At 73.8% G+C, this 12,639-nt stretch carries 14 protein-coding genes and 2 pseudogenes; 11 read left to right on the top strand and 5 right to left on the bottom strand.

From position 1 onward, the window contains the following. The 5 genes and pseudogenes from L2I40_RS09880 to terL all read left to right on the top strand — a co-directional run. Positions 1-214 (top strand): annotated as a pseudogene (locus L2I40_RS09880) (hypothetical protein); the annotation flags it as partial. Between the two features lie 42 nt (positions 215-256). Continuing rightward, positions 257-2,089 carry a phage tail fiber domain-containing protein gene (locus L2I40_RS09875; RefSeq protein WP_237214733.1) on the top strand — a complete coding sequence of 611 codons (1,833 nt, stop codon included), beginning with the start codon at positions 257-259 and terminating at the stop codon, positions 2,087-2,089. A 12-nt stretch (positions 2,090-2,101) separates the two neighbouring features. Then, a complete protein-coding gene (locus L2I40_RS09870) occupies positions 2,102-2,536 on the top strand; it encodes a hypothetical protein (protein WP_237214732.1) in 435 nt (144 codons plus the stop codon). Further along, the gene (locus tag L2I40_RS09865; protein WP_237214731.1) at positions 2,533-2,820 is read left to right on the top strand and encodes a hypothetical protein; all 288 of its coding nucleotides are present in this window, start codon (positions 2,533-2,535) and stop codon (positions 2,818-2,820) included. The genes L2I40_RS09870 and L2I40_RS09865 overlap by 4 nt, the downstream gene beginning before the upstream one ends. Next, complete coding sequence (terL, locus tag L2I40_RS09860) at positions 2,817-4,250, top strand: phage terminase large subunit (protein WP_237214730.1); 1,434 nt, start codon at positions 2,817-2,819, stop codon at positions 4,248-4,250. The genes L2I40_RS09865 and terL overlap by 4 nt, the downstream gene beginning before the upstream one ends. 1 nt (position 4,251) lies before the next feature. On the opposite strand, the gene L2I40_RS09855 is transcribed toward terL, so the two are convergent. After that, entirely contained in the window at positions 4,252-4,473 is a 222-nt protein-coding gene (locus tag L2I40_RS09855) for a hypothetical protein (RefSeq protein ID WP_237214735.1), read from the bottom strand. 85 nt (positions 4,474-4,558) lie between these two features. Between L2I40_RS09855 and L2I40_RS09850 the strand changes: the two genes are divergently transcribed. From L2I40_RS09850 to L2I40_RS09840, 3 genes are read left to right on the top strand one after another with little or no spacing between them, the layout of a single operon-like run. Next, positions 4,559-4,930: a hypothetical protein gene (locus L2I40_RS09850; protein WP_237214729.1), complete on the top strand. Its 372-nt coding sequence runs from the start codon at positions 4,559-4,561 to the stop codon at positions 4,928-4,930. After that, positions 4,927-5,367, top strand: coding sequence for a cell wall hydrolase (locus L2I40_RS09845; protein ID WP_237214728.1), 441 nt, complete (start codon positions 4,927-4,929; stop codon positions 5,365-5,367). The genes L2I40_RS09850 and L2I40_RS09845 overlap by 4 nt, the downstream gene beginning before the upstream one ends. 11 nt (positions 5,368-5,378) lie before the next feature. Continuing rightward, complete coding sequence (locus tag L2I40_RS09840) at positions 5,379-5,732, top strand: DUF952 domain-containing protein (protein ID WP_237214727.1); 354 nt, start codon at positions 5,379-5,381, stop codon at positions 5,730-5,732. Here the strand turns inward: L2I40_RS09840 and L2I40_RS09835 are convergent. Beyond that, positions 5,729-6,631, bottom strand: coding sequence for a DMT family transporter (locus L2I40_RS09835; protein WP_237214726.1), 903 nt, complete (start codon positions 6,629-6,631; stop codon positions 5,729-5,731). The genes L2I40_RS09840 and L2I40_RS09835 overlap by 4 nt on opposite strands. A gap of 204 nt (positions 6,632-6,835) precedes the next feature. Here L2I40_RS09835 and L2I40_RS09830 point away from each other — a divergent pair, with 204 nt between their 5' ends. From L2I40_RS09830 to L2I40_RS09820, 3 genes are all read left to right on the top strand, one after another. Beyond that, positions 6,836-7,867: a quinone-dependent dihydroorotate dehydrogenase gene (locus tag L2I40_RS09830; protein WP_237214734.1), complete on the top strand. Its 1,032-nt coding sequence runs from the start codon at positions 6,836-6,838 to the stop codon at positions 7,865-7,867. Between the two features lie 174 nt (positions 7,868-8,041). Next, positions 8,042-8,899 (top strand): TIGR01459 family HAD-type hydrolase, encoded by an 858-nt coding sequence (locus L2I40_RS09825; protein ID WP_237214725.1) that lies wholly within the window; start codon positions 8,042-8,044, stop codon positions 8,897-8,899. Positions 8,900-8,987: 88 nt separating this feature from the next. Continuing rightward, positions 8,988-10,217 (top strand): multidrug effflux MFS transporter, encoded by a 1,230-nt coding sequence (locus L2I40_RS09820; RefSeq protein WP_237214724.1) that lies wholly within the window; start codon positions 8,988-8,990, stop codon positions 10,215-10,217. 23 nt (positions 10,218-10,240) lie between these two features. Here the strand turns inward: L2I40_RS09820 and L2I40_RS09815 are convergent, their stop codons facing one another. From L2I40_RS09815 to L2I40_RS09805, 3 genes and pseudogenes are all read right to left on the bottom strand, one after another. Then, entirely contained in the window at positions 10,241-11,071 is an 831-nt protein-coding gene (locus tag L2I40_RS09815; protein ID WP_237214723.1) for an alpha/beta fold hydrolase, read from the bottom strand. A 5-nt stretch (positions 11,072-11,076) separates the two neighbouring features. Next, complete coding sequence (locus tag L2I40_RS09810) at positions 11,077-12,135, bottom strand: divergent polysaccharide deacetylase family protein (RefSeq protein WP_237214722.1); 1,059 nt, start codon at positions 12,133-12,135, stop codon at positions 11,077-11,079. 228 nt (positions 12,136-12,363) lie between these two features. Next, positions 12,364-12,639: pseudogene (locus L2I40_RS09805) on the bottom strand (hypothetical protein); the annotation flags it as partial.

Here is a 12,639-nt window from a genome sequence, read left to right as displayed (position 1 = left end):
GGCCGGCGGCGTTGCACCGGACGACGGCTCGGCCGTCGCGCTGACCTCGGGCCTGGCGCGCGAGGCGGGCGCCGCGCAATCCGACAGCGATGCCGGCTTCGCCGCGCGCCTCGCGGCCGGCCGTCGCAGCCTGCTGAACGACGACGGATCGCTGACGCCCTGGCTGCGAGCCGGCAACAGCTTCGGCACCTCGCTGCGCAACCTGCTCGAGTAGCGCGCGCCCGCCATCCCTCACCCGATCCCCCGGAGCCCCCCGATGGCCGAGCACATCCGCATCGGCGACGTCGCGCCGCGTGTCCACTACGTCGCCGACGGCGTCCGCACCGATTTCCCCTTCCCCTTCCCGATCTTCGCGCCCGAGGACCTGGAGATCCGGGTCGGCGCCGTGGTCCAGACCGCTGGCGTCAGCATCGCCGGCGCCGGCGCGAGCGAGGGTGGCCACGCCATCCTCTCCGCGCCGCCGCCCGCCGGTGCGACCGTCACGCTGCGCCGCCGGGTGCGGATCGCGCGCGTCACCGACTACCAGGACAACGGGCTGCTGCGCGCCCGCACGCTGAACGACGAGCTGGACCGCATCGTCGCCGCGCAGCAGGAGAGCCGCGACGAGATCGCGACGGCGCTGCGTCAGGACCCGTCCGAAGCTGGCGGTCATCTCTTCCTGCCGCTGAAGCCGGTCCGCGCCAACCGGCTGCTCGGCTTCGATTCGAACGGCGACGCGGTCACCTTCCCGCGCGAATCCGGCCTGCTGACGGCGCCCTATCCCGGCGCCGTCCCCCGCACCGCGGAGGACAAGCTCTCCGAACGCCTCTCCGCACGCGCCTTCGGCGCCACCGGCAACGGCACGACCGACGACGGCCCCGCGCTGCAGGCCGCGATGAACGCCGCTGCGGCCTCGGGCAGGACCCTGCTGATCGGCGAGGGCACGCACCGCACGCTGCAGCCGCTGACGCTGCCGGGCGCCGCGGTCGGGCTCGAGATGCGCGGCCGCATCCTCTATGCCGGCCCGGCCGGCCAGCCGGCGCTGACCATCGGCGACGGCGGCGCGATCCGCAATGCGAACAAGCTGCTCACCGGCCTGACGGTGACGCGCGCCACCCAATCCGACTGGTCGAACGAGTCCGATATCGGCCTCGTGCTGCGCAACCTCGACGCCAGCCAGGTGGAGATCCGCGAGGTCACCGGCTTCACCATCGGCATCCGCACCATGGGCGACGGCCGCGGCTTCGAGGACACGACGCTGGTCCTCGGCCGCATCGTCAACAACCGGATCGGCCTCGACGTGCATGCCGCTACCGCCGCGGCCTGGAACACCTCCGTCCGATACTATGGCGGGCATTTCGCGGTCGGCAGTACGCTGCACACGGACAAGGACCGGTTCGGCATCCGCCTCTCCGCCGCGCCTGGCGCCTATGTCGCGCACAACCGGCACGTCTTCGACGCGCCGGACTTCGAGCTGAACGCCGAAGGCAAGCCGATCGCCGGCATCCCCTTCCTGTGCGAGGTGAACAGCCGCGCCGTCGTCGCGCGCGCCATGCGGATGGAGGGCTGCTCCGGCCCCGTCGCGCGCCACACCGCCGGCGCGCAGGACCACCTCTACGAGGTCGCCTGGGCCTCGCAGGCCTATCTGGTGGAGATCGAGCACGCTGCCACCGCGACGCGCCTCGGCGGCACCGTGCGCGCCACGCACCAGGCCGGCGCGCATCGCGAGGCGCGGGAGATCCTCTCCATCCCGAACCTCCGCGCCGCGGCGATCCGCTGGAACGCGACGGAGACGGGGTTCGAGCGGCTCGCCAGCCTGTCCTCCAACGTCATGGGAACGCCCGTCACCGTCGCCGACTTCACCTTCCCCGCACTCGATGCCTTCGGGCTTACGCCGCGCGGCGTGGTGCTCACCGGCGGCCGCGCGATCGGCGCCGTGGTGGATACGCGGCTCTGCAAGGAGTTCGCGCTGGCGCTCGATGCCGACAGCCCGCGGCTGATGGTGATGACCTTCGATGCGAACATGAACCTGCTGACCGACGCGGGCGGCCAGCTCGTGCTCGCCTCCGGCCAGTCGGTGCTGTGGAACGCCGCGGCGCGGTGGTGGTAGGGCGCGGCGGACATGGAGGATGCGACGCTCACGCGCCTGCAGGCGATCCGGCTCGCGCCGCAGGTGGGCTATGCGGTCATCGGCGTCGCGCGGCTATCGAGCGACTACGAGCTGCGCGCCTTCCGCCTGCTCTGCGATCCGCGCCATGCGCCGGCCGTGCTCTACGGCCTGCCCGACCTGCCGCATGGCAGCCGCGAGTTGGTCGCCGAGGCGCCGTGGGACCCGCCCTCCATCGCGGCCGGCGCCAGCGCGCAGCTGAACGTGAACGTGCCCGGCGCGCGGCCCGGCGACTTCGTGCAGGCGGCCTATTCGCTCTCGACCTCCGGCGCGGTGTTCCTCTCGCAGATCGGCGCGCAGGACATTGTGACGGTGACCGCCTGGAACCGCAGCGGCGCCGCCCTCGACCTCAACCCCGGGACCGTGCGCGTGCGCGTGCTGAAGTCGTGAAGCGCGGGCGCAAGGCGCACCCGATCGCCGCGCGCGGCATCAGCCGGCCGCTTGCGGAGCTCGCGCAGGAGACGCTTGAAACCGATTACTTCGGGTTCGTCTCCAACACCGCGACCGAGGACCCCAAGGCCTACATTGCCCGCACCGCCGCGGCGCGCGCGGCGCTCGACCACATGGCGGCGCTGCGCGACCTGCAGGGCGCCGAGCCGGAGGCGCCGGAGGCCAGCAACGACGACCTGCTGCTCTCCGCCCGCGCCGGCATGGCGTCCGAGGACGGCACGTGACGGAGAAGCCCGCCGACCTGCTGGAATTCGCCTGGATCTGGAACCGCCGCGCGCGCCTGCCGACGCCCGCGCTGCACCGCCGCGTGCTGCGCTGGCTGGAAGCCTCGCTCGACGCCGGCGAGCGCCGCCTGCTGCTCATGGCCTTCCGCGGCGCCGGCAAGTCCACCCTGGTCGGGCTGTTCTGCGCCTGGCGGCTCTACCGCGCGCCGGATACGCGAATCCTGGTGCTCGCCGCCGACCATGCGCTGGCGACGCGGATGGTCGCGACGGTGCGCCGGATCCTGGCGCGCCACCCGCTCTGCGGCGCGCTGTTGCCGGAGCATGGCGAGGGCGACTGGGCGTCGGACCGCTTCACCGTCGCGCGCGCCGCCGTGCTGCGCGACGCTTCCATGCTCGCGGCCGGCATCGGGGGCAACATCACCGGCGGACGCGCCGACCTGATCATCTGCGACGACGTCGAGGTCGCCGGCAATTGCGACACGCCGGCGAAGCGCGAGGAGTTGCGGGAACGCCTGACCGAATCCGAGTTCGTGCTGGTGCCCGGCGGCACGATGCTCTTCGTCGGTACCCCGCATTGCGCCGAGACGCTCTACGCCGATGGCGAGGGCGCGACGCTCGCCGGCTATCGGCGCCTCGTCCTGCCGCTGCTCGACGCCGAAGGCCGCAGCGCCTGGCCGGAGCGCTTCGACGACGCGACGATCGCCAAGCTCCGCGCTCGCGTCGGTCCGCTGGCGTTCCGGCGCCAGATGCTGCTGGAGGCGGTGGAGGAGGAGGCCGCGCGCTTCGATCCCGCCGCCATCCCGCGCTACGCCGCCGAGCCCGACTGGCGCGAGGCGAACGGGCGCGGCGTGCTGACGCTGATGGGCACGCGGCTGGTCTCCGGCGGCGGCTGGTGGGACCCCGCCTTCGGAAGACCGGGCACCGGCGATTCCTCCGTCGTCGCCGCGACCTACGCCGATGGCGAGGGCCGGCACTACCTGCACCGGCTGCTCTACGTCACCCACGACCCGGACGCGGCGGAGGATCCGGCGACCCAGCAATGCCGCGTCGTCGCCGCGCTGGCGCGCGACCTGCTGCTGCCGGTGATGCGCGTCGAGACCAACGGCATCGGCGGCTTCCTGCCCGGGCTGCTGCGGGCCGAGATGTCGAAGGCCGGCGCGGCCTGCGCCGTGCAGCCGGTGTCGAGCCATGTGCCCAAGGTGCAGCGCATCCTCGGCGCGCTGGATCCGGTGCTGGCGGCGCGGCGTCTCTCCGCGCACGACCAGGTGTTCCGCACCCGCTTCCCGCAGGAGATGGCCGCCTGGCGCCCCGACCTGCCCGGGCAGCGCGACGACGCGCTGGATGCGGTGGCCGGCTGCCTGCTGTCCGAGCCGGTGCGCTTCCCAACCCTGCCGTCGCGCCCGGCGAGCCCGGGCTGGCGCGGAGCCTAGCTCAGGCGGCGGCGCGCTTCAGGATCTCGCTCGCGTGCCGCGCGACGCCGGCCTCGGTGATCTCGAAGCGGCCGTCGCTGCGCAGCCGGGCAAGCCCCATGCCCTCCAGCCGCTCGAGGCAGGGGCCGTCCTTCAGCCCGGCGGGCCGCCCGGCCGCCTGCACCAGCGTCAGCCGGTGCAGGGCGGAGCGGCAGCAGGTCTCGAGATAGGGCTCGTTCCACATGGTCCCGGCGTCGCGATGCGTCGCCGGAAGCTTGGGCCTGCGGCGGCCGCCTTCAAGCCGCGCCGTTCCCGAAAGGAGTTCCGCCATGCCCCCCGACATCCCGCCCCAGCTGGTGGCGGCGCTGGCCGATGCGCCGATCGTGCTGCTGCTGCTCTGGATGGTCAGCCAGCTGCGCCGCGAGCTCGCCGCCCGTGCCGAGCCGCCTGCGCCCCCAACGCCTCCCGCGCATGACACGGCGCGGGAGGAGCTGGCCGCCTTCAAGCTCGAGGTCGCACGCACCTACGTCCCGCTGTCGCTGATCCGCGACCTGGATGCGCGGCTCACGCTGCAGCTCGGCCGGCTCGAGGAGAAGCTGGACGAGGTCAGCCGCGCCGCCACCGCCGCCGCGGCCATCTCCGGCCAGCACGTGCCCGGCCGCATCGGCTTCAAGGCGCGCAGCGAGGCGACCGAGGCATGAGCGCGGCCCTCGACACCCACCGCGCGCTCGGCGCGCGGGAGATCCTGGCGCTGACCCTCTATGGCGAGGCCGGCGACCGCCCGGTCCGCGAGGCGGAAGGCGTCGCGAGCGTGGTGATGACCCGCGTGCGGCTCGCCGCCAGCCCCGGCGGGCCGGCGCATCTGGGCGAGGGCGTGGCCGGCGTGTGCCGCGCGCCCTTCCAATTCGGCTGCTGGCACCCCGGCCATCCGCGCCGCCGCGTGCTGGCGGAGTTGCCGGAGGGTGCGGATCTCGGCGCCTGCGCCCGCATCGCCGCGCGCGCCATCGCCGGCGCGCTGCCCGATCCCACCGGCGGCGCCACGCATTACCATGACGCCGCGCGCCTGCCGCGCTGGGCGCTCGGCCATGCGCCGACGGCGGAACTCGGCGGGCTTGTCTTCTACCGGCTGTTCGGGTGACACCGCCGCGCATGGAAACGCGCATCTACACGCTTGTCCGCGGCGACGACTGGCGCGCGGCGGAACGGCTCGGCGAATACCGCGGCAGCGCCGACGACACGCGCGACGGCTTCCTGCATTTCTCCACCGCCGTGCAGGTGCGGGAGAGTGCCGCCAAGCACCGCCGCGGCGAGCCCGATCTCTGGCTGGTGGAGGCCGACACGGCGCGGCTGGGCGACGCCTTGAAGTGGGAACCGGCGAGCGGCGGCAAGCGGCCCGGCCTGTTCCCGCATCTCTACGGCCCGTTGCCGGTCGCCGCCGTGCTCTCCGCCACGCGGCTGACGCTGCGCGACGACGGCACGCACGAGTTTCCGGCGGGCTTCTAGCCCCGCCGCCCCGCCGCCCGCTCGCTCATCACGCAGGCCAGCACAACGACGGTCGCGCCGGCCACCATGGGCCAGCCCGGCAGGTGGCCCCACAGCGCCAGGTCGAAGCTCAGGCTCCAGACCAGCCCCGAATAGCCGAAGGGCGCCAGCCGCGCGGCGTCGGCGTGGCGGAACGCCTCGGCCAGCGCGACCGTCGCGACGCCGACGATCAGCCCGTTCATCACCATCAGCCCGAGCGCCAGCGCATCCGGCGCCGTCCAGGTGGCAAGGCCGGGCCCCAGCATCACGACGAAGCCAAGCAGCGTCGGCCAGACCAGCACGCGCGCCACGCCCGTCTCGTGCCGCAGCGAGCGGTTGAGCACGAAGACCGCCGAGTAGCAGAGCGTTCCCGCGAAGGCCCAGGCATAGCCTGTCAGCGCCCCGCCGACGCCGCCGGCCAGGCCCGGCGCCAGCCCGATCGCGACGCCGGCGAAGCCGAGGCCCACCCAGCCCCAGGCGGCGGCCGGCACGCGCTCCCTCAGCACCCAGGGCGTCAGCGCGAGCACCATGAAGGGCGAGGTGAAGAAGACTAGGTAGCCCTCGATCAGCGGCAGATGCGTGAAGGCCATGAAGAAGCAGCTCGCGCTGCCCAGCATGGCCAGCGCGCGGGCGAGGTGGATGCGCGGGTGCCGCGTGGCGATCGCGCCGCCCCAGCCGGGCCGGATCATGCGCAGCGCGAAGACGACCGCGAGGATCGTCGTGAAGCGCACCAGCAGCACCTGCCAGACCGTATGCTCGGCCGACAGAAGCTTGCTCGCCGCGTCGAGCAGCCCGAAGCAGCCGATGCCGAGCAGCATGAGAAGGGGGCCGAGGATTAGCGTGCCCTCAAACGCGTCGTGCCGAAGGCACGCCTTCGGCATGACGCGCCCGCTCCGCCGGCTTGGCTTACGCGCCTCCGCACTGCTGCTCTTAGCTCCTCTGTTGCGCTGTGCGCGGGGCCGCTGCGCGGCCCAAAGAAGAGCGCCCCATTGGGGCAGCCCCGCCATGCGGTCAACACGCCTTCCCTCCGGCCGTCGTCCAGTGCAGAAGGGCACCCCGTGACCCCCCGGCTCGCCTCCACCCTCATGCCGCTGATGCGCGGTGTGGATCCCGAACGCGCGCACGACTTGGCGTTGCGCGCGCTGCGCTTCGGCCTGGCCGGCGCCGACCGCTCGCCCGACGATCCGATCCTGGCGATCCACGCGCTGGGGCGGGAGTTCCGCAACCCGATCGGCCTCGCCGCCGGCTTCGACAAGTCGGCCGTCGCGGTCGGGCCGCTGATGCGCCTCGGCTTCGGCTTCGTGGAGGCCGGGTCGGTCACGCCGAAGCCGCAGATCGGCAACCCGAAGCCGCGGCTGTTCCGCCTGGTCGAGGACCGCGCGGTGATCAACCGCATGGGCATGAACAATGCCGGCATCGCCGCCTTCCGTGCGCGCATCGCGGCGCTGAAGGCGCGGCCCGCCGTGCTCGGCGTGAACATCGCCATCAACAAGGAAGGTGCCGCGCCGCTGCGCGACTACCCGATGCTCTACGAGCAGGTCGCGCCGCTCGCCGACTACGTCGCCGTCAACGTCTCCTCCCCCAACACGCCCGGCCTGCGCGACCTGCAGGGCGAGAAGCAACTGGCGAAGATCCTCGCGGCCCTCGCCGCGACCCGCGCCGCCTGCTCCGCGAAGCCGCCCATCCTGGTGAAGATCGCGCCCGACCTGGCGCCGGCCGCGGTGGAGCCGATCGTGGAAGCCGCCGTTATGCATGGCATGGACGGCCTCATCGTCTCCAACACCACCATCGCGCGGCCCGGCCTGCGCAGCGCGCATCGCAGCCAGGCCGGCGGCCTCTCGGGCCCGCCGCTGCTCGAGCCTTCGACCGAGCTGCTGCGCCGCGTCGCGCGGATGGCGAAGGGGCGCGGCCTGACGCTGATCGGCTGCGGCGGCGTCGGTTCGGGCGCGGACGCGCTGGCGAAGATCAAGGCGGGCGCATCGCTGGTGCAGCTCTACGCCGCCTTCGCCTATGAAGGGCCGGCATTGATCCCGCGCATCAAGCGCGAACTCGCCGCGTTGTTGCGGCGCGACGGCGTGCGCAGCGTGGCGGACATGGTGGGCGCGGACCTACGGTGAGCGTGATGACGCAGATCGACATGCGGCCGGCGTCATGCCGGAGGCGTGCGGTTCGCACGACGCCGGCCGAGGCCGGGAATGCGGCCCCCCGCAAATGCGGCGAAGCGTCACGCCGCAGGCGTGCTGTTCGCACGACGCGCGCGGACGCGCGCGCCGGCGTCTGAGGCAAAGAAGATGAAGATTCTCGATTCCGTCGCGCCGCTCGCGGATCGCTACGACGGCTACGTTCTCGACCTCTGGGGCGTCGTGCACGACGGACATCGCCCCTATCCCGGCGTGGCCGAGGCGCTCGGCGCGCTGAAGGCGCGCGGCAAGCGCATCGCCTTCCTCTCCAACGCGCCGCGCCGCGCGCATGTCGTGAACGACTTCCTGCGCTCGATGGGCCTCGACAGCGCGCTGTGGGACGCGACGATCACCAGCGGCGAGCTGGCCTGGCGGCTGCTCGCCGATCCGGTCGCCGCCGGCTACGGCCGCCGCGCCGTCTTCATCGGCATGCCGGAGCGCGACCTGTCCGTCGTCGAGGATCGCGACCTGGAACTCGTGGACGATCCCGCGCAGGCCGACTTCATCCTCAACACCGGCCCGCTGCCGGAACGCGGCCGCGATTCGATCGAGCCCTACCGCGCGCAGCTCGCCGCCTGCGCGGCGCATCGGCTGCCGATGCTCTGCGTGAACCCCGACCGTTTCGTCATGGTGGGCGAGGAACGCGTGGTCTGCGCCGGCGCGCTGGCCGATCTCTATGTCGAGCTCGGCGGGCCGAAGGCGCGCGAGATCGGCAAGCCCGATCCGGCCGCCTATGGCCCGGTGATGGAGGCGCTGGGCCTGACGGACCGCTCGCGCGTCGTCGCCATCGGCGACAGCCCGCACACCGACCTGGCCGGCGCGCAGGCCGCCGGCATCGACGCCGTCTGGGCGCTGACCGGACTCGCCGCGCACGCGCATGGCGAGGCGCCGGACCCCGCGCGGCTGATGGAGGTCGCGGCGGCGGAAGGCGTGCGGCCGGTCGCGGCGCTTTCGGGCCTGCGCTGGTAGTTGCGTTGCGCCCGGCGCAGGGCTGCACGGCGTCGCGATGGCGTGATGGCGGTGTCGGGCGGCGCGGGCTTGGCGTAGCGTCGCCGCGGTGAGCCCGCGCGACACGCCCTCCGCCGACCCGCCATCCACGACCATGACGCCGGCCGCGCCGCAGCGCGCACGACCGCCGGTGTGGCTGCTGGTCGCGATGATCGGCCTCGGGCCTTTCACCATGCAGGTGCTGGTGCCGTCCCTGCCGGCGATGGGCCAGGACCTCGGCGCGTCCACCGCGACGATCCAGCTCACGGTCACGCTCTATCTCGTGGCCGTCGGCGTGGGGCAGCTGATCTACGGCCCGCTGTCGGACCGTTTCGGGCGACGGCCGCTGCTGATGGGCGGCTTCGTGCTCTACCTGGTCGGCAGCCTCGCGGCGGCGCTCTCCGTCGGCGTGCTCGGCGTCGTCGCGGCGCGCATCGTGCAGGCGGTCGGCGCCTGCGCCGGCGTCGTGCTGGCGCGCGCGGTGATCCGCGACGTCTGGCCGCGCGAGGAGGCGGCGAGCGTGCTCGGCTACGTCACCATGGGCATGACCATCGCGCCGATGCTTGCGCCGATCCTCGGCAGCGTGCTCGACCAGTGGGCCGGCTGGCGCGCGACGATGTTCGCCTGCCTCGCCTTCGGCATTCCCCTCGCTGCGGTGTGCTGGGCACGGCTGCCGGAGACGCTGCCGGCGCCGCAGGCGCTGCCCGGCGTCGCGGCGATCCTCTCGGCCTATCGCGGGCTTTGGGCGATCCCGGCCTTCCGCGCCTATGCGACGATCACCGCCTGCTCGACCGGCGTATTCTTCGCCTTCCTCGGCGGCGCGCCCTATGTGGTCGTGCAGGGCATGGGCTATTCGCCCTTCGCCTTCGCGATCGCCTTCGCGACGGTGTCCATCGCCTTTGCGCTGGGCAGCTGGATCGCGGGGCGTGGCGCGGTGCGGCTCGGGTTGCTGCGGCTGCTGACCATCGGCGTCGCGGTGAATGTCGGCGGATCGCTGCTCTCGCTCGTCACCATCCTGCTGCTGCCGCCGCATATCCTCGGCTTCTTCGTGCCGATGGCGCTGGTGGCGGTGGGCAACGGCATCCTGCAGCCATCCGCGATCGCCGGCGCGCTCAGCGCGCGGCCGCAGCTTGCGGGCACCGCCTCCGCGCTGCTGGGGGCGATGCAGATGGCCTTCGGCGCGCTGATGACCTTCGTGGTTGGCCTGGTCGAATACGGCGCCGGCTTCGGCACCGCGCTGACCATGGCCGGCGCCGGGGTCGGCGCCTGGCTTGCTCTGCGGGGCGCGCGGCGGGCGTAGCGGTGGCGGGAGCCCGAGGGCGCCTATGCGCGCGCATCGACGCAGGCCGGCATGCGGCCGGTCGAGTCCGTCCAGGGCCCCGAGAGCAGCAGCGCCGCGAGCGCGTCCTGGTCGCCTTCAAGCTGCAGCATGTGCGCCCGGCCCGGCAGCAGCACCGCCGCGGTGCGATACGCCGAAGCGGTGCGGCGCACCGAGCCGGGCGAGACCATCGCATCCTCTGCCCCGCCGATCACCAGGACCGGGCAGCGCACGGCGCCGGGGTCGGGCAGCAGCTCGTTCATCTCGGTGCCGGCGCGCCAGGATTCCTCGCCGAGCATCGCCTGGTAGTCGCGGATCACCGCCTCCGGCGTTGCGCGGGCGAAAAGCAGCGCGCGGGCCAGCCGCGGTTCGGCGTAGAGCGCGCGGAAGCTGCGCCGGCGGATGGCGCGCAGGAAGGTGAACGGATGGCGCAGCAGCATGCGCGCGCCGTCGCGCCGCATCCCGCCGGTGGGCGAACTGGCGAGCAGCGCGAGGCCGGCAAGCGGCGCCTCCGCCGCGACAAGCTGCGCGACCAGCCCACCCATCGAGTGCCCGACGAGCACCGGAGGCACGGGCAGGGCCGCCAGCACGCGCCGCACATCGGCGACATAGTCCCGAATGCCGAAGGACTGCAGTGCCGTCTGTCCGCCGCTGGCGCCATGCCCGCGGAGCGAGACCGCGAGGCTCGCTGCGCCGCGCACGGCAAGCGCTGCGGCCAGCTGCCGCCAGACCGCTGCGCTGCCGTTGGCGCCGTGCACCAGCAGGAAGCGCGGCCCTGCGTCGCCGACGAGCTCGAGCGGGGGATCTCCGGGCAGCAGCCAGGCCGGCTGAGCCATGCCCGCTACCTGCTCGCCTGCTCGCTCGGCCGGCGGATGAGCACCGTCACCGGCGCCACCACGGCGCCGCGTTCATCGAGCCCCGCGCTCCAGGCGGCGATGGCGGCGACGACGGAGGGCGAGGGGTTGCCGGCGAGGCCGAGCGCCGATCCCTGCGCACGGGCCAGCGCCTCCAGCTCAACGAGGCGCCGTTCCACCTCGCTCCGCACCGCCGAGGGCTCGTCGAGCAGCACATCCACGCTGCGGCCGAAGGCGCGGGCGGGCTGCGGCGCGCCCGGGCGCGGATCCACGTAGAGCAGGCCGCGCCGCGTCAGCGCATCCTGCACGGCGCCAAGCAGCTCCGGGTTCGCCGCGAAGCGCTCGCCGCGCATCGTGCCGAGCCCGCCCACCGCGCCGACGAAGCCCTGGATGGTGCCGAGCGCGGCATCGAGGCGATCGAGGTTCTCCCCCATCGAAAGGGAGGTGAGCAGGGCGCGTTCCCCCGGGAAGGCGACCTGCGCGAAGCCCGCCGGCTCGAGCGGCAGCGCGACGAGAAGTTCCATGCCGCGCGCGCGCGCCCGGTCGAGCAGCGGCTCGGGCCGCGCGGCATAGGGGCTGACGGCGAGGCTGACGCCGCCGGGGAGGCGCGCGATCGCTTCCTCGGAATGCTGCGCGAAGGCGCCGATGTTGCTGATCACGAGGCCGATGCGCGGCCGCGGATCGCTGCGGTCGAAGGGCCTCGCATAGGCGCGGATCGAGGAGCGGCCGCCCGGCCCGAGGCGCGGCAACGGCCCGTGCGGCGAGGGTTCGAGCAGCGCGGGATCGGGCGCTGCGATGGTCGGATTGGCGAGCGCTGCGGGATCGGGCGCGGCGCGCGGCGGGTCCTGGGCGAGCTGCGGCAGCGCAACTGCCGGTGGTTCCGCCGGCGACTCCGCCGCGGCGGCGGCGGGCGCCGCTGCGGCCGTTGGCGTCGCGACCTCCGTCTCCGGCGGCCCGAGCCAAGCGAGCGTTCCCGCGCCCGCCACGCAGATGGCGAGCACGCCAGCCCAGAACGCCCCGAGCGCGCGATACCCTGGCAACCTCATGTCACCCGAAGCCTAGCAGGACCTTCCGCCCCCTGGTGCCCTGCCGCGGCTCTGCCACGGCAGGATGAACCGACGCTGAACGGATCAGTGCCAATCCGGGGTCCCCGCGGCGTTGCGCAGCAACGTCGTGGGGATGATGGGCGGGGTCCCCGCGGCGTTGCGCAGCAACGTCGTGGGGATGATGGACGGGGTCCCCTCGGCAACGCGAAGCGTTGTCGTGGGGAGTTGCTAGCGCTGCGCGCGCCGCGGCTGCGCCGGCTGCGCCGCGGCCAGGTTGCGCAGGAGCTGCACCGCCTGCTGCAGCTGATGGTCGGTTTCGGGGCGCGTCGGATCGAAGGCGGCCGCCCCTTCGACCGGCATGCGCACCACCCGCTCCGCGACGCCGCCCGGCAGGTTGAGCGGCGGCGGCTGCGGCTGCGGCTGCTGCTGCGCGCTGCGGCTCTCGGCGTCGTTGCGCAGCGAGCGGCGCAGGTCCGCCTCGCGGTCGCGCTGCGCCTGCGCGGC

Origin of the sequence: Falsiroseomonas oryziterrae, from assembly GCF_021864505.1 — a bacterium.
Taxonomy (GTDB): domain Bacteria; phylum Pseudomonadota; class Alphaproteobacteria; order Acetobacterales; family Acetobacteraceae; genus Falsiroseomonas; species Falsiroseomonas oryziterrae.
This window is presented reverse-complemented; position numbering and strand designations above follow the sequence as displayed.

Bases quoted from the DNA above. Each gene is read 5' to 3' on its own strand.
- L2I40_RS09870 (WP_237214732.1), top strand. From the start codon at position 2,102: ATGGAGGATGCGACGCTCACGCGCCTGCAGGCGATCCGGCTCGCGCCG.
- L2I40_RS09845 (WP_237214728.1), top strand. From the start codon at position 4,927: ATGAGCGCGGCCCTCGACACCCACCGCGCGCTCGGCGCGCGGGAGATC.
- L2I40_RS09835 (WP_237214726.1), bottom strand. From the start codon at position 6,631: ATGCCGAAGGCGTGCCTTCGGCACGACGCGTTTGAGGGCACGCTAATC.
- L2I40_RS09825 (WP_237214725.1), top strand. From the start codon at position 8,042: ATGAAGATTCTCGATTCCGTCGCGCCGCTCGCGGATCGCTACGACGGC.
- L2I40_RS09850 (WP_237214729.1), top strand. From the start codon at position 4,559: ATGCCCCCCGACATCCCGCCCCAGCTGGTGGCGGCGCTGGCCGATGCG.
- L2I40_RS09855 (WP_237214735.1), bottom strand. From the start codon at position 4,473: ATGTGGAACGAGCCCTATCTCGAGACCTGCTGCCGCTCCGCCCTGCAC.
- L2I40_RS09815 (WP_237214723.1), bottom strand. From the start codon at position 11,071: ATGGCTCAGCCGGCCTGGCTGCTGCCCGGAGATCCCCCGCTCGAGCTC.
- L2I40_RS09840 (WP_237214727.1), top strand. From the start codon at position 5,379: ATGGAAACGCGCATCTACACGCTTGTCCGCGGCGACGACTGGCGCGCG.
- L2I40_RS09830 (WP_237214734.1), top strand. From the start codon at position 6,836: ATGCCGCTGATGCGCGGTGTGGATCCCGAACGCGCGCACGACTTGGCG.
- L2I40_RS09875 (WP_237214733.1), top strand. From the start codon at position 257: ATGGCCGAGCACATCCGCATCGGCGACGTCGCGCCGCGTGTCCACTAC.
- L2I40_RS09810 (WP_237214722.1), bottom strand. From the start codon at position 12,135: ATGAGGTTGCCAGGGTATCGCGCGCTCGGGGCGTTCTGGGCTGGCGTG.